Here is a 20495-nt window from a genome sequence, read left to right on the forward strand (position 1 = left end):
CAAAGCGAGAGGTTGTTCATATCGGACGGTCTCTCTAACAATATAGACACAAAGGCTCTGAGGAATGGTTCCCTTCAGAGCCTTTTTGAAATTCTAATCGATGTTTTTTTGTGTTTGCTTCACTTGGAATTAGAGAGTTCTTTCGTGGCTTACTCTAGTTAATGGACAACACCAGTTTTCTATTAGAAATTAATTTTCAGAGTAGATGTAGATGGTCCTCATGAATATAAACTGTTTTTTTCCTAATCCAAAACGGAGCGAGCGGAATACCCGGAGACTCCTGCGGGAAAAGTGAAACACGGGAGACCCCGCAGCGGTGAGCGAGGAGGCTCCCGGTTCACCCGCGGAACGCGTAGGGTATGCAGCTCGCGGAGTAAGCTAACTAATGCAACTCGTTTTTCAGTGGTTTTTAGCTACCCCCTCCAATAAAAAAAGCTTATCAACTGTCTCGTAAAATAAGACTTTGTCGATAAGCTGGAGTTGTTCATTGTGAACAGCTTCTTTTTTGTTATTGCCCGTAGTAGTAATAATAATTCCCTTGTTTCAATTCTTTATTATTAAAGACAACGCCGAGCAGTTTTGATTTCGACTGTGATAATAATTCCTTCGTTTTAACCGCTTGTGCTCGGTCGGTTTTTCCGTTTGAAACGACTAAAATCGTGCCGTCTGCTTTATTCGATAAAACTTGGGCATCTGTGACCGCCATCACTGGTGGTGTGTCGAGAATAATCGTGTCGAACTTCTCCTTTAATGAACCTAAGAGTAAATCCATCATTTTTGAATTTAATAACTCAGCTGGGTTCGGAGGGATGGGACCACTTGGTAAAATCGATAAACCTTCTATTTCGCTCTCTTGGATACAAGCCGCAAACTCGGATTTTTTCGTTAATAAACTCGTTAATCCTCTTGTATTTAAGACGCCAAACGTATGGTGTACGGTTGGTTTACGTAGGTCGGCATCAACAATTAAGACTTTATGTCCGTTCTGGGCATGAACGATGGCAAGGTTTGCTGCGGTTGTTGATTTTCCTTCACCAGGACCTGCTGATGTAACGAGAATCGTTTTTAATTCTTTGTCAATCGAAGAAAACTCAATGTTCGTTCGAATTGTCCGATATTGTTCAGATATAGGTGATTTTTTTCTTTCGTGTGCGATGAGGCCACGCTTTTTTCCGCTACTCTTTTTGGATTCTAATCTAGCCAATTTTATCCCTCCTTGTTATTTTTTGCTCTTTTGTAATTCAGCGTCCATATTCGGTACAACCCCAAGGAGAGGTAATTCTAGCAAACGCTCTAATTCATCTTCTGATTTAATCGTTGGGTCTAAATACTCTAATAAGAAAGCTAGTCCAACAGCAGCCATAAGACCGACTACAAAAGCAATCGCCATATTTAAAGTCGGATTCGGTTTAATGGGTGAAGGGGATTCACTCAAAACAGCGGGTGACAAAATGTTGACATTATCGACATTCATTAAGGGCACGATTTTATCTTGGAAGACAAGTGCTGTTGTATTCGCAATATTAACAGCTGTCGCTGGGTTCTCATGTTGAACAGTTAACGTTACGACTTGGGAATTATTTTGACTTGAGACAGAGATGAGGCTTTTTAAGCTGCCTGCTGATTGGTTCAATCCTAATTCGGCAATGACATCGTCTAAGATAACAGGGCTTTTAATAATATCGCTATACGTATTAATTAATTCTAAGTTTGTCCGAATATCATTATGTGTATATGCTTCATTGCTCGTTTGATTGACTAATATTTCCGTAGACGTACTATAAATCGGAGTTAGAACGAAATAACTGACTACCCCGCTTATAACTAGAGCGATAATTGGCAAAATAAGAAGGAGTTTGATCCTCCTTTTTAAGGTAGAAAATATATCTTGTAAGCTAATTGTTTCTTCCATAAACTAAATAAAACTCCTTCCCAAAAGTTGTAAGGTGTATAATCTTCTAGAATTATATCACAATTTGTCAGGAGGGAAAGAAAAAAATCGATTTGCTGTTAAGTGACTGAATCATCTATAATAATAAAGATAGAAATGGACGATATATAAAATAAAAAATAAATAATAGAAGGAATAAGGAGAAATCAATCGATGAAAAAGTTCTTTACAATTGCAGGCATTGTATTAGGTATCATGTTTCTAGGTGTTGTCGGTTATGGATTTTATTTGTATAACTCTGTGACGAATACGGTCGATCGCATGCATGAGCCACTTGAGAGAGATGTTTCCGATAAACGAGAAAAAGAAGTGAATATGGAAGAACAAGATCCGATGTCGTTTTTAATAGCGGGTGTTGATTCGCGTGGTGATAATCATTCTGGTCGCTCGGATACGATTATTGTCATGACCGTGAACCCGAAGGAAAAATCGGTGAAAATGTTAAGTATCCCTCGTGATACACGAACCGAAATTATCGGCCGTGGTTTTCAAGATAAAATCAATCATGCCTATGCATTTGGTGGTGTCCAAATGACGATCAATACAGTTGAGAATTTATTAAATATTCCTATCGATCATTATGCGAGTATTAATATGGAAGGATTTAAAGGCTTAGTCGATGCAATTGGCGGGGTAACGGTCGAGAATGACTTTGCTTTTAGTTCAAGTGGTTTTAACTTTCAAGAAGGTGAAATTTTCTTAAACGGTGATGAAGCGCTCGCTTATTCAAGAATGAGGAAACAAGATCCACGTGGAGACTTTGGTCGTAATGATAGGCAACGCCAAGTAGTTGAAGCAGTGATTCAAGAAGGAGCCCAATTCTCCTCGATTACAAAAGCCGGTCAAATTCTCGGTGCTGTTGGGGAATCGGTGCGAACCGATTTAGATTTAGATGGAATATGGACGATTCAATCAAATTATAAAGAAGCTCGCCATAATATCGAGCAAATGGAGATAACAGGAAACGGAACGCATATTGATGGCATTTACTACTTGCAAGTTCCAGATGAAGAAATTAACAGAGTTAGTCAAGAACTACGTATTCATTTAGAATTAGAAACAAACGAAACAGCCTCTTCTCAATAAAGATTGAGAGGGGTTTTTTTAATTAGTCTTAAGTAGTAGGAGTTTAGGTTAGAGAAAAACGCTTACAAAATTATCTGAAAATAGTACGAATTATGTCAAAAGTTGTGATTTGATTAATAAAGTATTAAATGTCAGTTACGTTGTAGAAATTCCTGTTATTCTGTAGTAAGTTATACAAATATCACTAAATCCAAAAGAAACTGTCAGGATTTATAAGTAAATTTATAGAAAAATGTATACTTTTAGGGGATTCCCTTTTATAATACTTGATAGGACTTTTTTATCATTCGGTCCAATCAATGAATTTTTACCAGTGAAATACTATGTAAAAGTAATGGTAGAATAGGTATATTTATGTTAAAGTTTAAGTTACTTACTATTATACAGGACTTTAGATTGAATTTCTGTTAGAGAATACGAAGCAATGGTTAGGGGCTGGAGATATGATTGATTTGCATTGTCATATATTACCTGGGCTTGATGACGGTTCTGGTTCTGTTGAGGAAAGTCTGAAAATGTCGAATATTGCGATAAAAGAAGGGATTACAGCAATCGTTGCAACACCGCACTATGCTCATCCCTCCTTTCGCAAAAATGAAGCACCAATCGTTCGTGAGGCGGTGCAAAGGTTAAATGAGGAGTTAAAAAGCCGTAATCTCCCATTAAAAATTTATGAAGGACATGAACTAAGAATCCATGGCGATTTAGTGTCTGAATTAGAGCAAAAAGAAGCCCTAACAATGGCTGGATTAGATACATATGCCTTTATCGAATTTCCATCCAATCATGTGCCAAGATATGCAACCTCCTTGTTTTATCAAATGTTAACGGGTGGCTATCAACCCGTCATCGTTCACCCTGAGCGAAATAGTGAACTCATACAAAATCCGGAACTCCTTTATGACTTTGTTAAAAGCGGCATTTATACGCAAATTACAGCTTCAAGCTTAACTGGACATAACGGAAAAAATATAAAAAAATTCACAGCACAATTAGTCGAATCTAATCTAACCCATATCATCGCCTCAGATGCTCATAATACGCATAATCGACCATTCCGGTTAAGAGAGGCTTACGAACAAGTAGAAAAAGAGTTCGGACAAGACTATGTCGAGATGTTCCAACAGAATGCCGAGCGAATTCTTGATAACAAAGCGATAATCAGCGATGAACCACAACCAATACGTCGTAAGAAAATATTAGGAATTTTTTAAGCGATTCAAATGTTAGAAGGTAATGTCTCCTATCCTTTATCGACGGAGATACTCGACTATGCTGTGGGTAATGCTTTCATTACCTTAGGCGCAAGAACTGTTGCCAAAGGTATAGTGTGAGGAGGGGTTAAATGCCCTTTTTTTATTTTGATTAAACATTTAATAAGGAAGTTCTAAAACAACTAGAACGCCTTCTTAAGTGTTTAATCTAATAGACTAGTTAAATAGAAAAATTGATGAGGGAAGTGATCCAATTGATAAAGAAAGTGAAAAAAGCGATTATACCAGCAGCGGGACTTGGAACAAGATTCCTCCCAGCAACAAAAGCAATGCCGAAAGAAATGTTACCAATTGTTGATAAACCAACGATTCAGTACATAATTGAAGAAGCCGTCGAAGCAGGTATTGAAGATATTATTATTGTAACGGGTAAAGGGAAACGAGCGATTGAAGACCATTTTGATCACGCTTTTGAATTGGAACAAAACCTTCGTGAAAAAGAAAAAATGGAATTGCTTGATAAAGTAATCGAAACATCCAAAGTTGACATTCATTATATCCGTCAAAAAGAACCAAAAGGATTAGGACATGCCGTTTGGTGCGCCCGTAAATTTATCGGCGACGAGCCATTTGCGGTTCTTTTAGGTGATGATATCGTGCAAGCAGATACACCGTGCACAAAACAACTCATGAATGTATATGAAGAAACGGGTTCATCTGTAATTGGTGTTCAAACCGTACCTAATGAGGAGACTCATCGTTATGGGATTGTCGCACCACTTTCGCAAAATGGACGTACTTATCAAGTCGGTAATTTAGTAGAGAAACCGCAACAAGGAACAGCTCCTTCTAATTTAGCGATTATGGGACGTTATCTTTTAACTCCAGATATCTTTTCCTATCTTGAAAACCAAGAAACCGGTGCTGGTGGAGAAATTCAGTTGACGGATGCTCTACAAAGATTAAATGAAGACCAAGGGATATCAGCTTATGATTTTGAAGGTCGTCGTTATGATGTTGGGGAAAAGCTCGGTTTTGTAATGACAACTTTAGAATTTGCGATGCAGCGCCCAGAACTAAAAGAAGATTTATTAGCAGCGATGAAACAATACGTAAAACTAGAAGAGGGAATGAAGCTTTAATTCCCTCTTTTTTGTAGTTAACATGAGTGACTAAATGAGTGAAAGGGGATATGTTTAAAAATGTCTTATAAAAAAAGACTGTTATATTTAATTTTAATAGACTCCTTGATTGTATTGACTTCAATATTTGTGAGTTTCTTTTTATTAAGTCCTGGAGGTAATCTATTATCCCCAATATTATTAACAAGTTCGATTATTTTATTAGCAGGGCATCATTTGTTTGCGTCCTTATTTAAATTATACAAACGGGCTTGGCAGTATGCGAGTGTGAATGAGTTAACGAGTATCTTTTATGCGGTCACTTGTTCAGTGATTTTAAGTGCCTTTACACAGGTTACTTTCTTTGGAGAATTATTCCTCAGAACCTTATTTATCACATGGATGATGCATATTATTTTGATTGGTGGATCAAGATTTGCTTGGAGGCTATATAGGGATACATATATAAAGCCGAAATTTAAAGGGAAACGAACATTAATCATTGGAGCTGGAAACGCAGGAACAATGATCGTCAGACAGCTCAAGCATAATGATAAACCTGAGCTTGATCCGGTTGGTTTTATTGATGATGATATCAATAAAATGCATTTAGAGATTTTGGATGTCCCAGTGCTTGGGAATGTTCAAGATATCACAAGGTTAGCTGACGAATATAAAATCGAGCATATTGTCATCGCGATTCCTTCATTAAATAGACAGGAATTACATCAGATTTTCCAAGAGTGCTCCAAAACAGAAGCGAAAACACAAATCCTTCCGAAAATAGAAGATTTAATGCTCGGAAATGTCTCAGTCAATCAATTCAAAGATGTCGAAGTTGAGGATTTACTCGGGCGTGACCCTGTGAAGTTAGATATTGATGGTATCGCGGATTATATAACCGATAAAACCATTCTCGTAACTGGTGCAGGTGGTTCGATTGGCTCCGAAATTTGTCGACAGCTTTCGCGCTTTTCACCAAAAGAGCTCGTACTTTTAGGGCATGGTGAAAATAGCATTTATTCCATTGAAATGGAATTAAGAAGAAATCTTCCTGATTTAAACATCGACACCGAAATTGCTGATGTTCAAGACAGAGAAAAAATCTTTGCGATTATGCAACAAAGAAAACCACATGTAGTTTTCCATGCCGCTGCTCATAAGCATGTACCTTTAATGGAAAGAAACCCAGAAGAAGCGGTCAAAAACAATGTAATTGGAACAAAAAATGTAGCCGAAGCTTCGAGTGCAGCGAATGTTAATACATTTGTGATGGTTTCAACTGATAAAGCAGTTAATCCAACGAGTGTAATGGGAGCGACGAAACGAATTGCGGAAATGATTGTTCAACATATGGACATGATTAGTGATACACGATTTGTGGCGGTACGCTTCGGGAATGTGCTCGGCAGTCGTGGAAGTGTAATCCCACTATTTAAAGAGCAAATTAAAAACGGTGGTCCTGTAACAGTGACCCATCCAGATATGGTTCGTTATTTTATGACGATTCCTGAAGCATCTCGACTTGTCCTACAGGCTGGTTCACTTGCACAAGGTGGGGAAGTGTTTGTACTTGATATGGGAGAGCCCGTTAAGATTGTCGATTTAGCGAAGAACTTAATCAAATTATCGGGATATACAGAAGAGGAAATTCCAATTAAATTCACAGGCATGCGCCCTGGTGAAAAGATGTTTGAGGAGTTACTTAGTGAAGATGAGGTTCATAAAGAACAAGTGTATCCAATGATTTATCGTGGGAAGACACCGCCGGTTAATATTAATGTGACGTATGATTTAGTCGGGCGTTTTATGGATAGTGATCGGGAATTATTAAGACAAGAGTTATTGGATATTGCGAATTTTAGGGTAGGAGAGTTGAGGGAGTTAACTACAACAACTAAATAATAAAATAAACTGTGATGCTAACAGTCGGACGAGGCTTAAACTTAAACGATTGTTAGCGCTCACTTCTTTTATAAGTTAGTAGGTTAATAGTTAATTGGAGCTAATTTTCCAACTAAGTGCTAACAAACTAACATATCAAATGATGAACTTAATAATGGAAGGAAGTATTGTTTTATGACAGAACGGATATTTCTCTCTTCACCTCATATGAGTGATGAAGGTTACGAAATGCAATATGTAAAAGAAGCATTTGATACGAATTGGATTGCTCCTCTTGGTGAAAATGTAAATGAATTTGAAAATGAATTGGCTGCAAAGGTCGGTTCAAAAGCAGCAGCTGCTCTATCTTCTGGAACAGCAGCTATCCACTTAGCGTTAAGAGCGGCAGAAGTTGGCGAAGGAGATATCGTCTTCTGTCCAACACTTACGTTTTCAGCAACCGCTAATCCGATAATTTATCAAAATGCCATTCCGGTTTTTATAGACAGTGATTATGAAACATGGAATATGTGTCCAAAAGCATTAGAAGAAGCCTTTCAAAAGTATCCTGAAGTGAAGGCGATTATCGTTGTACATCTTTATGGCTTGTCTGCAGATATGGATAGAATTGTAGAGTTGTGTAAGAAACATAATGTTGTATTAATAGAAGATGCTGCTGAGTCTCTTGGAACTTACTATAAAGGTAAACATACGGGAACATTCGGCGATTACGGCATCTTCTCTTTTAATGGAAACAAAATTATTACTACTTCTGGTGGTGGGATGCTTGTTTCTAATAATGAAGAGAAAATGGCGAAAGCAAGATTTTGGGCAACTCAATCTAGAGACCAAGCAAGACATTACCAGCACAGTGAACTAGGGTTTAATTACCGTATGAGTAATGTGGTGGCTGGTATTGGGAGAGGTCAGCTTAAGGTTTTGGAGCAGAGGGTTGAGAAAAAGAGATATATTTATGAGTTTTATATAAGAGAGTTAGGTGGTCTTGAGGGTGTTCAGTTCATGCCTAGTAATGAATGGGATTACCCGAACTATTGGTTAAGTTCGATGACATTGAGTGGGAAGGTTAGGCCAATTGATGTTTTTGAAGCTATGGAAGCTGAGAATATCGAGTCGAGGCCGGTTTGGAAGCCGATGCATAAACAACCGTTTTTTGAGAAGTATGATTTTGTTGGTACGGATGTGGCAGAGAAGTTGTTTGAGAATGGAGTTTGTTTACCGTCTGATACGAAGATGACAGATGAGGATATAGAGAGAGTTGTAAAAATTATAAAGGAATTATGGAGTGTATAATGGAACGTTCAAATAATGGTATTTATAGAAATATTGTAAAGCGTCCGATGGATTTCACATTAGCATTATTAACTATTTTGCTTTTGAGCCCAATTCTAATGGTGGTGGCTATTTTAGTGAAAATTAAGTTAGGTAGCCCAGTTTTATTTAAACAGAAAAGACCGGGAATGAACGAAAAGGTTTTTAAGATGTATAAATTTAGAACAATGACAGATGCAAAAGATAAATACGGTGAGCCTCTTCCTGATAGTGTTAGATTAACAAAATTCGGTAAATTCTTACGTTCAACTTCGCTAGACGAGTTACCCGAACTATTTAATATTTTAAGAGGTGATATGTCAATTATTGGACCAAGGCCTTTATTAGTTCAGTATCTACCTTTATATAATAATGAACAAAAACGTCGTCATGAGGTTAGACCAGGTTTATCAGGGTTAGCACAGGTAAATGGTAGGAATGCTATCAGTTGGGAGAATAAATTTAGATTAGATGTAGAATATGTTAACCATCTAACCTTTTTAGGAGATTTGAAAATTATATTTTTAACTCTTAAAAAAGTATTTCTAAGAGAAGGAATTAATTCTGAGACGGCTACAACAATGGAACCTTTTAAAGGAACGAAAGAGGAAAGTTAAAATGTTGAAAAAAAAACTTTTAATTATTGGTGCGAGTGGTCATGGTAAAGTAGTGGCTGATATTGCTTTACGTATGAACAAATGGGATAAGATTGCTTTTTTAGATGATGATAAAAGTATATCTAACAGTATGGGGTTAAAAGTTGTTGGGAAATCTAGTGAAGTTTCTCATTATTTAAGTGATCACGATATTTTTATTGCAGTTGGAAATAATGATATCCGTAAAGCAATTCAAAATAAATTAGAAGCGAAAGGTGCGAGTATTCCTACGTTAATCCACCCAAAGGCAATAATTGGGAATTCTGTTAAGTTAGCAATAGGAACAGTAATCATGGCTGGAGTGGTAATAAATAGCTACACTACGATTGGTAAAGGGTGCATAATTAATACTGGTGCTACCATAGATCATGACAATTTGATCGAGGAATTTGTGCACATTTCTCCTGGTGTTCACTTGGCCGGGACGGTTACAGTTGGACAAGGTTCGTGGTTAGGTATTGGTAGTGTGGTAAGTAATAATATTTCTATTGCTAAATGTTGTAAGGTTGGTGCTGGTGCGGTAGTGGTTAAGGATATATCTGAAACGGGAACTTATGTTGGGGTTCCTGTTAGAAAAATAAAATAAATCGTATATTAAGGGAGAAATCTCATGGACTTAATCTTAAAATTTCTATTTTATTTAAGTGGGTTTATTATAATATGGGCTATGATTGGTTACCCAATTTCATTAAAGTTCATTGGAAAGGTATATAAGAATAGAAGAATAAAAAAGGATTATTCTCATCAACCTACAGTTACAGTAATGGTAGTTGCTCACAATGAAGAAAAGGTCATATTGGAAAAACTTAATAACATTATTGAGTTAAGATATCCGAAGGACAAAATAGAGTTTTTGATCGCTTCTGATAATAGTACAGATAGAACTAATGAGATTGTACGACAGTTCATAGAAGAACATAAAGATCAAAATTTAAGGCTTTATGAGGTTAAGGAGAGAAAAGGAAAGACCAATGCACAAAACGAAGCACAAAAAACGGTTGTAACGGAGTATCTTGTTATGACTGATGCAAATTCCATATTGGATAAAGCTTCTATAAAGGAACTTATGGCAGTATTTACTTCTGATGACATAGCTTATGTGACAGGAAGATTATCAATTATTAATCAGAATTCTAGTGATGTAAGTAACGCCGAAGCGAATTACTGGGATAGTGACCTTGCTATCCGTGAAATAGAAGGAAGAATGCAATCTATAACTGCGGGAAATGGTGCATTATATGCATGCAGAACTAACGATTACTATGATTTTGATCCTATATTATGTCATGATAGTGCAATGCCTACCCATTATACATTGAATGGAAAAAGAGCAATATGTAATCATGATGCAGTGGCTTATGAAAAAGCAGGTGAAATAGTTGAGGATGAATTTGGTAGGAAAGTAAGGATGAATAGAATTATACTTAAATATATAATTCCAGATATAAGAATATTAAACATTTTTAAATATAGATGGTATTCTTATTTTTATTTTGGTCACAGGACGTGTAGATATCTATTGTGGATATCACATATAACTATTTTTGTAACAAGTTTATTACTTGCAATTGATTATTTATTCTACTCAATCATGTTTTTTTGTCAATTTCTTTTTTATTTATTAGCATTGTTGAAATTTTTCACAAAATCAAATAATAAGTATTTAACATTAGTCTATTACTATTGTGTTACAGTCTTTGCACAATGGGTAGGAGTCTATAATATAATAACTGGAAAAGCGAAACCATTTTGGGAGAAGGCAGAGAGTACTAGATAATTAATAAAAAGGATTTTGTATTGCTCCTATTATATATAATTGCAATTTTAGATAATTACAAAACTTGTTTATTTAGTTTATATTGAAGTTTAAACCTTTAGATTGGGGCATTTTAGGGATGTTGAAACGAAAAATTATAAACGGGTTTGGTTGGTCTTTTGTAGGAACGCTAGTTCAGAATATCACTAAGTTCTTAACATTAGTTGTGTTAGCTAGATTAATTACACCTGAAGAATTTGGGGTAATAACAGCTTCGATGGTAGTAATTTCTTTTTCTGTGATTTTTACTACTTTAGGAGTAGGTCAAGCAATTGTACAAAGACCAAAAATTAATAAGAATCTAATTAGAACTGGTTTTACACTTTCTATTGCGATGGGCATTATATTTAGTGTCCTAATATATTGTTTATCAAGTGGTATATCTATATTTTTTAAAATGAGTCAATTAGAGATTGTGTTGAAGGTTTTATCAATAAGCTTTTTTATTCAAAGCTTTAGTATTGTTGCTACTGGACTTTTACAAAGAGATCTTAAATTTAAATCTTTAGCACTAATCGAAACATTTTCATATACCATTGGCTATGGATTTATGGCAATTTTTTTCGCATTACTAGACTATGGGATATGGGCTTTAGTAATAGCTCAATTATCACAAACTTTATTAGCCACTATTATGACAATGACAGTTGTTAGACATAATATTGTTCCTTTATTTAATATAAAGTCAGTAAAGGAGTTAATGTATTTTGGAGGCGGCTTTACTCTAGCAAGAGTTTTTAATTATGCTGCTACGCAAGGAGATAATATAGTGATAGGCAGATTGTTAGGGCCCACTGTACTAGGTCTCTATGGTAGAATATATCAACTTATGGTTATGCCTGCAAATGTAATTGGTCAAGTCCTAGACAAGGTTTTATTTTCGGCAATGTCTCGAATACAATCTGATTTAACAAGGTTAAAACAAATTTATTTAAGAGGTGTCGGTTTAACTGCGACGTTAGTATTACCTTTAAGTATAACTTGTATGATATATGCAGAAGAATTTATATTAATTACTATTGGTGAGAACTGGATATCGGCAACAAGTGCTTTTCTGATATTAAGCTCTGGTATGATTTTTAGAACAAGTTATAAAATGAGTGAATCATTGACAAGAGCGTTAGGAGCAGTTTACAAAAGAGCCTGGAGACAGTTTGTATATGCTTGTTCTATATTTTTAGGATGTTTTATTGGCCACTATTGGGGATTAGAAGGGATTGCTGTAGGTATAGTTATTGCATTAATAATTAATTATGTTTTAATGGCACAACTAAGTTTGAAACTTATTGGTGCAGATTGGAGTTCTTTTATTAAAGTTCATAAGACAGGAGCTTTAATTAGTTTTATTATTCTTTTTTTGTATCTAATAATTGAATTAATTTTCGATTTTGATCCATTATTTATCTTTTTATTAAATTTGGTTAGTTCAATAGTGGTGCTAGCTATTTTATTTAAGTTTTATAAGGGTATAGTTTTGGGGGAAACAGAAAATTGGTTGTTGAAAAATATTGAAAGTTTATGTAGGGGGAAGATGAAATGGAAAAAAATAAGTTGATAGCATTACATGGATCTTACTATCATCACAATTATGGTGATATTTTATTAATGGACATAATGAGAAAGTGGATAAAAGAATATGATGAGAAAATAGAGGTGCTTTTACCATATGCTCAAAGTTATATTGCTAAAGACATTGGAGCTGAAAGGTACGGAGAAAAATATTTGAATGAAGCAGATGCATTTATATTTGGTGGTGGAGGTTACTTTGGTGAACCTCCCCAAAAGAAATATCTGTGGGGATTAAGAAATATCCAAAGGTATTCTTTACCGAGGAAAAAACTGACAAAAAATAATAAACCTTATGCCATTATTGGTGTTGGAGCCGGTCCAATATCGAACCCTTTAACACGTAATAGCATAGTAAAAACTGTAAGGAAAGCTAAATTTGTGGCTGTAAGGGATGAAGAGTCTAAAAAGTTTTTAATTGATAATAATGTGGATAAAGCCTCTCTTATAGAAACGAGTGATATTGTTAATCAATTATCAAAAGATGATATACCTGCAAGTGCGAGTAAAGAAGCTGAAGAAATAGTTAAAAGTAGTGAAGGACAAATTAAAGTAGGTATTCATTTAGGGAATTTTGATAATAAAGAAGTAAGGAAAGTAATTATAGATGAAATTACAAAATTCAGTAATGAGAATTTAAATGTATCTATATTTTTAATATGTGATTGGAAGGGAAAATATTCAGATGTAACTTTAGAATTAAGTGAGAGAATATCAAGAGCTGTGTTAGTGCCTTATAAGGATCATTGGACTTTCACTGCACTTATAGGTCAGTTAGATTTAGTTCTTACCACTAAGCTTCATGTTGGAATTGTCTCATCAGCACTAAATAAACATGCAATTTCTATTGCGGCACATTCTAAAACGCCAAGGTTTTATAAGCAAATAAATGCTAGTGATAGGTGTATACAGCTAGATGATCTAAGAGAAGGATTTGTTTATGAAAAGCTTAGTTATTATAGCTTTAAAAAAGTGAATACACAAATCATACCTAATAATATAATCCAAAAATCTAAAAGAAATAAGGAAATATTATTTAACTTCTTGGATTCAATTTATCATTGAACCTATGCTATAAATTAAATGATTTTTATTATATAGTATTAGTGACATGATATTGAAATGAACTACAAGTAAAAAGGATATGGAACTTATGTCAAAATCGAAATTCATTCTTGTAATGTTATTTTTTTCATTTTTTTCGGGTGCGTTTTCTATAGGCAGGATAGTAGGGATTGATTTTGATATTGAAATCAAATATTTATTTGCTTTAATGTTTATTTTCTCACTATTTATAGTTCATAATTATGGAATTTCGCACAAGGTTAGAGATAATAAACTACTTATTATGTTTTTATTGATAACAAAACTTTTAATCTTTATATTATCTATATCCATTTTTTTTAGTGATAATTTAGTAGTCTCTATTGAAAAGTTTGTGGATATTATTTTCCTAAGTGTTTTATTAATAGGTTTAACCTTTGTAATATCAAATTACAAAAGTGATGATTTTTTTAAACTTTTGACGGGTTTTATAATTATTTTAGGTCTTTTTTATTTATTGCCTGTCTATATTTCTATACTTAGCGGGGACTCTAGAGGACGTTTTCTTTTAGGTGGTCATAATGTTACGACAAGAATTTTATTTTTTTCAGCATGCTGCTCTATATATCGCTTTTCTATTAGTAGAAAGATAGTATATTTTATTTTGGGTGTATTATTCATAATTGGAATAGTATTTGTAGGTTCAAGAGGAGGATTAATTGGAGCAGGCTTGACTTTAAGTCTACTGTGTATAATTAAATTATTTTCACAAAAGATCTCACTTGAAAGTTTATTTCGCGTTAGATATAAACTATCTTTTTATTTGATTTTAGGGTCTTTCTTTATTTGGAGTCTCTATGAACCTTTACAAAGAGTATTTCAATCCAGAGTAATTAATTTAATGTTCAATAGAGGCGATAAAGGTATACACACTGCAGGAAGAGATTCACTCTATGAACATTCAATAAATATGATAAAAGAAAAGCCTATTATGGGTTATGGTTTAAATGGGTTTGCAGTTGATTGGGGAAGATCTTATCCTCATAATTTAGTTTTAGAATTGATGATTGAAATTGGAGTTCTTGGATTAATCTTCTTTTTAATTATAATGTTCTATTCGCTATACCTTATTTTAAAATTAAGAAATACAAAACTATTGATTTTATCTGGTTTACCATTATATATGGTTATAGTCCAAATGTTCTCAGGTGGTTTTTATGATTTTAGGTATTTTTTCTTTTGGTCTATTTTATTGTTATATTATGGATTTAATAATGAGTTAAATAAAGCAAGTAAATTAAACACTATAGATAAAGGTTTATAAGGTTAATTATATAGGTTATTTAATTTTTATATTCTATGGTAATTAGGTATATGATGTAATTTTAATAAAGGATGGTTAATATGAAGACTCCAACAATATTGTACGTAGCTCCTATTACAGATGAAAAAATCTCTGGATTAACGGTATCTATACCTAATACGGTTAGAGCGTTACATAATCGTGGGATAAAGGTAGCCTTATTGACTACATCAAATAAAGGGCCTTATAAAAAAGATATGCCATTTCCTGTTTTCTATATCAGAAATGACAATGGTAAATTAAAAAAGCTTTGTCAATTGCCGCTGCCATTTTCGAAGCCGGATATAATTATATTTCAAAGTACTTATATACCTATACATTTTAGCTTAGCTAAAGAAGCTAATAAAAGAGGTATACCTTATGTAATTACACCAAGAGGTGGGATGACCATAGGAGCACAAAGTCAAAAAAAGGTAAAGAAAAAAATAGGGAATTTTTTATTTTTTAATCGTATGGTGAAAAATGCAGTTGCAATTCACTGTTTAAATGAAGCAGAATCAAAGGATGTAAGTAAATGGAGGACTGAGACTTTTGTAGTAGGTAATGGTACGGAACTTGTTGAAGCTAAGGTTTTATCTGATACAAAGTCGAAAAAAGAAAGTAAGAATGAAATGAATTTTGTTTTTATTGGCAGGCTAGATATTTATCATAAGGGTTTGGATCTGTTAATTGAGGGATGTAGTAAAATAAAAAAACAATTAAAACTTATGAATGTAAAAGTCAATTTGTACGGACCAGATATTAATAACAGCAAGAAAGAGCTTGAGCGGTTAATTGAGTTGAACAGTCTAACAGAAATAATAAATGTTCATGGACCAGTTGTAGGAAGTGATAAAGAGCTGATTTTACAGGACGCAGATATTTTTGTTCATACATCAAGGTTTGAAGGGCATCCCATGTCAGTGTTGGAAGCAATGTCATATGGTATCCCTTGTTTAGTCACTCCAGGTACAAATATTTTGGATGAAGTGGTAGAAAAGAAAGTTGGTTGGGGAACGAGTTTTGACTCAGATAATATTGCTCAGGTTTTAACTGAAATAATAAATTCAAAAGAAAATGTAGCATCATATGGAACTCGTGCTAAAAGATTAATAAAGGAAAAATATACTTGGGATAGAGTTGCAGAACAATTATTAGATAATTTTTATGGAATATTAAAAATTAAAAAAGAAAACTGAATTAGAATTATTAAATGAGTTAGTTTCATAATTTTAAATCTGTGTCTTATAAGCTTTTCAAAATATAAAAAATAGTATACCTCTAAAAGACGAAAGAGTAAGTGGCCAAACAAACTTTCAGACTGGAGGAGGGTTTTCACAATGAATATTATACAATCCGAAGGAAGTATGGGACATTAAAGAATATGTGTCTGAAAGGATCCACGGATTGATAGTTAACTCAAGATTCTCTATGTCAAAAGTTGTATATGGTCAAAGTTACAAAGGAATTATGACGATCCACAGTGCTAGTTCGAGAGTAAGGAAAGAAATCTATAAGTAAAGAAACGTATTTGAGTGAATAAAAGATTATCTTAAAGATTTTTTTCAGCTCAACAATGTTCGAGATCGTACAGAGAAACATGCAAATGTTTATTTTGATTAGGTTCACCTGATTTATAACGCAAAGAAGTGAGCGTGTGATCGCTAATTGGGAGTGGTGCCTGTCACTATCAGAATTTTGACGATTAATAAACTTTCGTATCTATTTCCGAGCCTGTACTATTTAACACATAATTATATAGAGGTGAATCAATGAATATACTAGTCACAGGTGTAGCTGGATTTGTCGGCATGCACGTTACAAAACGCTTACTAAACGAAGGATATGAAGTAGTCGGAATAGATAACTTAAATGATTATTACGATCAAAAATTAAAAGAAGACCGATTAAAAGAATTAGGTTCATATCGTAATTTTTCTTTTGTTCAAATGGATTTAGCTGATCGTAAACAAATTCAATCCTTATTTGCAAAACATGGCTTTACCCATGTAATCAATCTAGCAGCTCAAGCAGGTGTACGCTATAGCCTAGAAAACCCACATGCATATATTGACTCAAACTTAGTTGGGTTTACCAATATTCTTGAGGCATGTCGTCACAATAACATCGAGCATTTAATCTATGCTTCTTCAAGCTCAGTATACGGTGCAAATCAAAAGATGCCATTTGCTACGACAGACGGTGTCAACCATCCAGTCAGCTTATATGCAGCTACAAAAAAAGCAAATGAGCTCTTAGCACATTCTTATAGTGATTTATATGGCATACCTACCACTGGGCTTCGCTTCTTTACGGTTTATGGACCTTGGGGGAGACCTGATATGGCTTATTTCTCATTTACAAAGAATATCTTAGAGGGTAAAACGATTAAGGTCTTTAATAATGGTGAGATGATGCGTGATTTTACTTATATTGATGATATTGTCGAGGGTATCGTTCGTTTACTAGATAAAGCTCCTCAACCTAATGAAGACTTTGATCGTATGAATCCTGATCCAAGTACAAGTTATGCACCATATAAGATTTACAATATTGGGAACAATGAGCCTGTTAAATTAATGGACTTTATTACTACATTAGAGCGATTGTTAGACAAGAAGGCGAATATAGAATTCTTACCAATGCAAGCCGGAGATGTAAAGGCTACGTTTGCTGATATTGATGATTTGAAACGAGATGTTGGATTTAATCCATCTACACCTATTGAAGTGGGATTGGGACATTTTGTGAAGTGGTATAAAGACTATTACCAACAATAAATAAGTCTTAGTTAAAAGACTTATTGTGTAAAAGTTAAATATAAAAGAGTCCTAAGATCAGAACTTAGGACTCTTTTATTAATGGTATAAGTAATGCTGTAATAGTAGGGATTTTTTCTATGAAATGCAAGAAAATAAATTAGTAAGGTGTTAATTTTATGGATATAAAATAAAGAATAAAGGTAGGGGAAATGAATGTACAAAATAGCAGTGGCAGGAACAGGTTATGTTGGTTTAGTAGCAGGTGTATGCTTTGCGGAAGTTGGTCATCAAGTCACTTGTGTAGATATTGATGAAGATAAGGTTAATCTAATGAAGTCTGGGGTTTCCCCAATATATGAAGCGAATTTACAAGAGTTAATGCAGAAAAATTTTGCAGCTGGGAGAATTGATTATACAACGGACTACCGATCTGCTTATAAGGATGCAGATGCGATCTTTATTGGTGTTGGTACGCCAGAACAGGCAGATGGTTCTGCGAATCTTTCATATATCGCAACCGTCGCAAGACAAATTGCTGAGTCCGTTGAGAAGGATTGTCTAGTTGTTGTAAAATCGACTGTTCCAGTTGGTACAAACGACAAAGTTGAGCAATTTATTCAAGATTTCTTAGTTAATGATGTAAAAATAGAAGTGGCTTCAAATCCGGAGTTTTTAGCACAAGGCTCAGCGGTGCACGATACACTTTATGCGGAAAGGGTCGTTATTGGAACGGAGAGCAAATGGGCAGAAGGTCTTCTTAAGTGTTTATATGAGCCATTTCACTTACCTATTGTTTCGGTTAATAGAAGGTCAGCTGAAATGATTAAGTATGCCTCAAATGATTTCCTAGCATTAAAAATCTCTTATATGAATGACATTGCTAATCTTTGTGAATTAGTTGGTGCCGATATTCAAGATGTAGCCAAAGGGATGAGTTTTGACGAACGTATTGGCAGCAAGTTTTTAAATGCTGGGATTGGTTATGGCGGTTCATGCTTCCCTAAAGATACAAAAGCGTTGGAGAATTTAGCAAGACAAAACGGCTATGAGTTGAAGACAGTTAAAGCGGCTATTGATGTGAACGAAGAACAAAAGACCATGTTGTATAAAAAAGCTAGAAATCGATTAATTACGTTTAGCGGTCTTAAGGTTGCTGTGTTAGGGTTGACATTTAAGCCTGGAACAGACGATTTAAGAGAAGCGGCTTCGCTTGTGAATATTCCATTGTTATTGGAACAAGGGGCAAATATTTATGCTTTTGATCCTGTTGGTGCAGAGAATTTCGCTAAAGTGTATCCAGAAGGACAGAATGCAAAAGGCCATATCACTTATGTAACAAATGTAGAAGAAGCTTTAGAAGATGCAAATGTATGCTTTATCTTTACTGAGTGGGGAGAAGTAAAAGCAGTGAAACCTGAAGCTTATCAGAAGATGATGAGAACTCCTTTAGTCTATGATGGCAGAAATATTTATAGTATTGAAGACATGAAAGAAGCTGGAGTTGAGTATCACTCAATTGGACGCGAACAAGGTGTGAAAGGTTCGAAATCTTTGAATCTAGAAAATGTACAAGTTTAATGAATGAATAGATAGCGCAAGAGATGTTCATGTGATTGGACGCTTCTAGTGGTAGTTGCTTATGTGAGTAAGGAAAAAGAAACTGTGCCTCTATTAGGAACTTTAGTAGAGGTGCAGTATTTTTTTGCGTTAATGGGAGGATTTGCGATTATATATTCGCAATATACCTAATTTTTTTACACTTCTTCGGTAACTTTTGAAGACCAGATAGGATAAAGTGTGATTAGGAACTGATTGATTACTAAAAGGATAAAAAGACAAACCAACACACCAGACCAGTTAATCAGGACATCCAGTATACGTCCACTTCTGAAGAAAAATGGTTGAATGACTTCAGTAGCTAATCCATAACTGAATCCAATGAACCAACTCATTTTGAAGCTTTTTAAGCATAAGACGAGAATAGCTGTTAAAATTATAAAAAAGAAAAAAAGCCCAACCTTTTGTGCAATCAGCGTTGAACTATTCATTTGATAGATTGTAAAGAAACTGGTGAAATAAGGATTAATTGTGAATGAAAAGTAAATCTCTCCATGATGAATGAGTTCTTTGAAATTATTAGTAAGTGATAAGGCTAATATAAAGAGCATCCAACTTAATAATAGAACCACTCTCATTTACATACACTTCCTTTCGTTATTAATAGTTTTGTCAGAGAGAGTGGAAAGTATACGAGTGTAAAAGATAGAACAAGAACGCCTAAATCATATAATAGGAGGTTTCCCATGATTATTTCAGAAAAGCTCACTCAGCAAGAACTGCTAAAACTACTTATTGATATCAATTCAAGAGCGGAAGCAAACGAAAATCTTCAAGTATCAGAAGTGATAGAGGCGATTGTGGAAAGGTTAAAAATTTATGTGTAAAGAAGGCAATGTGGAGAATCCCTCTAAAGATAAAAAGTTTGATGAATATCCAAAATCACTCAAAAAAGCCCTTCGTTATATTAGGCAAGACGCAAAGTTAGAAGACTTGGATAAGATTGAGCGTACATTCCTCGACTTTATTAATACACGTCGGAAGGAATTGCAACAAAAAAACTATAACAACCTCTATACAAAGTAGAAAGAAGGATGTTTCTCTTTTATAAAGAGGCGTTTTATTAAGATTTGAAGTCTGAATAATTAGTTTATTTACCTCGCTATT

19 protein-coding genes are annotated in these 20495 nt (G+C 34.4%); 16 read left to right on the forward strand and 3 right to left on the reverse strand.

The genetic code is table 11. From position 1 onward, the window contains the following. Positions 1–508 precede the first annotated feature (508 nt). Positions 509–1204 (reverse strand): CpsD/CapB family tyrosine-protein kinase, encoded by a 696-nt coding sequence (locus AA0017_RS21865; protein ID WP_413378000.1) that lies wholly within the window; start codon positions 1202–1204, stop codon positions 509–511. A 15-nt stretch (positions 1205–1219) separates the two neighbouring features. Further along, positions 1220–1912, reverse strand: a complete 693-nt coding sequence (locus AA0017_RS21870) for a YveK family protein (protein WP_413378001.1) — start codon at positions 1910–1912, stop codon at positions 1220–1222. 192 nt (positions 1913–2104) lie between these two features. On the opposite strand from AA0017_RS21870, the gene AA0017_RS21875 reads away from it, so the two are divergent. The 14 genes from AA0017_RS21875 (at position 2105) to AA0017_RS21940 (ending at position 19349) form a co-directional block, all read left to right on the forward strand. Further along, positions 2105–3037 (forward strand): LCP family protein, encoded by a 933-nt coding sequence (locus AA0017_RS21875; RefSeq protein ID WP_413378003.1) that lies wholly within the window; start codon positions 2105–2107, stop codon positions 3035–3037. Positions 3038–3480: 443 nt separating this feature from the next. Further along, positions 3481–4251 (forward strand): tyrosine-protein phosphatase, encoded by a 771-nt coding sequence (locus AA0017_RS21880; protein ID WP_413378005.1) that lies wholly within the window; start codon positions 3481–3483, stop codon positions 4249–4251. Between the two features lie 257 nt (positions 4252–4508). Beyond that, positions 4509–5393, forward strand: a complete 885-nt coding sequence (gene galU / locus AA0017_RS21885; RefSeq protein WP_413382765.1) for a UTP--glucose-1-phosphate uridylyltransferase GalU — start codon at positions 4509–4511, stop codon at positions 5391–5393. 60 nt (positions 5394–5453) lie between these two features. Continuing rightward, positions 5454–7277 (forward strand): polysaccharide biosynthesis protein, encoded by a 1824-nt coding sequence (locus AA0017_RS21890; RefSeq protein ID WP_413378007.1) that lies wholly within the window; start codon positions 5454–5456, stop codon positions 7275–7277. A gap of 174 nt (positions 7278–7451) precedes the next feature. Beyond that, on the forward strand, positions 7452–8567 hold the full coding sequence (locus AA0017_RS21895; RefSeq protein ID WP_413378009.1) for a DegT/DnrJ/EryC1/StrS family aminotransferase: 1116 nt from the start codon (positions 7452–7454) through the stop codon (positions 8565–8567). After that, positions 8567–9202 carry a sugar transferase gene (locus AA0017_RS21900; RefSeq protein WP_413378011.1) on the forward strand — a complete coding sequence of 212 codons (636 nt, stop codon included), beginning with the start codon at positions 8567–8569 and terminating at the stop codon, positions 9200–9202. The genes AA0017_RS21895 and AA0017_RS21900 overlap by 1 nt, the downstream gene beginning before the upstream one ends. Positions 9203–9206: 4 nt before the next feature. Continuing rightward, entirely contained in the window at positions 9207–9827 is a 621-nt protein-coding gene (locus AA0017_RS21905; RefSeq protein WP_413382768.1) for an acetyltransferase, read from the forward strand. A 24-nt stretch (positions 9828–9851) separates the two neighbouring features. Continuing rightward, a complete protein-coding gene (locus AA0017_RS21910; RefSeq protein ID WP_413378013.1) occupies positions 9852–11018 on the forward strand; it encodes a glycosyltransferase family 2 protein in 1167 nt (388 codons plus the stop codon). A 118-nt stretch (positions 11019–11136) separates the two neighbouring features. Further along, positions 11137–12612 carry a lipopolysaccharide biosynthesis protein gene (locus tag AA0017_RS21915; protein WP_413378015.1) on the forward strand — a complete coding sequence of 492 codons (1476 nt, stop codon included), beginning with the start codon at positions 11137–11139 and terminating at the stop codon, positions 12610–12612. Beyond that, positions 12594–13688, forward strand: coding sequence for a polysaccharide pyruvyl transferase family protein (locus AA0017_RS21920; RefSeq protein ID WP_413378017.1), 1095 nt, complete (start codon positions 12594–12596; stop codon positions 13686–13688). Before AA0017_RS21915 ends, AA0017_RS21920 begins: the two co-directional genes overlap by 19 nt. A gap of 88 nt (positions 13689–13776) precedes the next feature. Continuing rightward, the gene (locus AA0017_RS21925) at positions 13777–14991 is read left to right on the forward strand and encodes an O-antigen ligase family protein (protein ID WP_413378019.1); all 1215 of its coding nucleotides are present in this window, start codon (positions 13777–13779) and stop codon (positions 14989–14991) included. Between the two features lie 80 nt (positions 14992–15071). Continuing rightward, positions 15072–16208 carry a glycosyltransferase gene (locus AA0017_RS21930; RefSeq protein ID WP_413378021.1) on the forward strand — a complete coding sequence of 379 codons (1137 nt, stop codon included), beginning with the start codon at positions 15072–15074 and terminating at the stop codon, positions 16206–16208. 573 nt (positions 16209–16781) lie between these two features. Next, positions 16782–17789: an NAD-dependent epimerase gene (locus AA0017_RS21935; protein ID WP_413378022.1), complete on the forward strand. Its 1008-nt coding sequence runs from the start codon at positions 16782–16784 to the stop codon at positions 17787–17789. A gap of 195 nt (positions 17790–17984) precedes the next feature. Next, positions 17985–19349 carry a UDP-glucose dehydrogenase family protein gene (locus AA0017_RS21940; protein WP_413378024.1) on the forward strand — a complete coding sequence of 455 codons (1365 nt, stop codon included), beginning with the start codon at positions 17985–17987 and terminating at the stop codon, positions 19347–19349. Positions 19350–19525: 176 nt separating this feature from the next. On the opposite strand, the gene AA0017_RS21945 is transcribed toward AA0017_RS21940, so the two are convergent. Continuing rightward, positions 19526–19966 carry a VanZ family protein gene (locus AA0017_RS21945; RefSeq protein WP_413378026.1) on the reverse strand — a complete coding sequence of 147 codons (441 nt, stop codon included), beginning with the start codon at positions 19964–19966 and terminating at the stop codon, positions 19526–19528. Between the two features lie 108 nt (positions 19967–20074). On the opposite strand from AA0017_RS21945, the gene AA0017_RS21950 reads away from it, so the two are divergent. Next, positions 20075–20215, forward strand: coding sequence for a hypothetical protein (locus AA0017_RS21950; RefSeq protein WP_413378028.1), 141 nt, complete (start codon positions 20075–20077; stop codon positions 20213–20215). Continuing rightward, the gene (locus AA0017_RS21955) at positions 20208–20414 is read left to right on the forward strand and encodes a hypothetical protein (RefSeq protein WP_413378030.1); all 207 of its coding nucleotides are present in this window, start codon (positions 20208–20210) and stop codon (positions 20412–20414) included. Before AA0017_RS21950 ends, AA0017_RS21955 begins: the two co-directional genes overlap by 8 nt. The last annotated feature ends 81 nt before the right edge of the window (positions 20415–20495 follow it).

The organism is Alkalihalobacillus phoenicis, assembly GCF_047302405.1.
GTDB lineage: Bacteria > Bacillota > Bacilli > Bacillales > Bacillaceae_D > Alkalihalobacillus.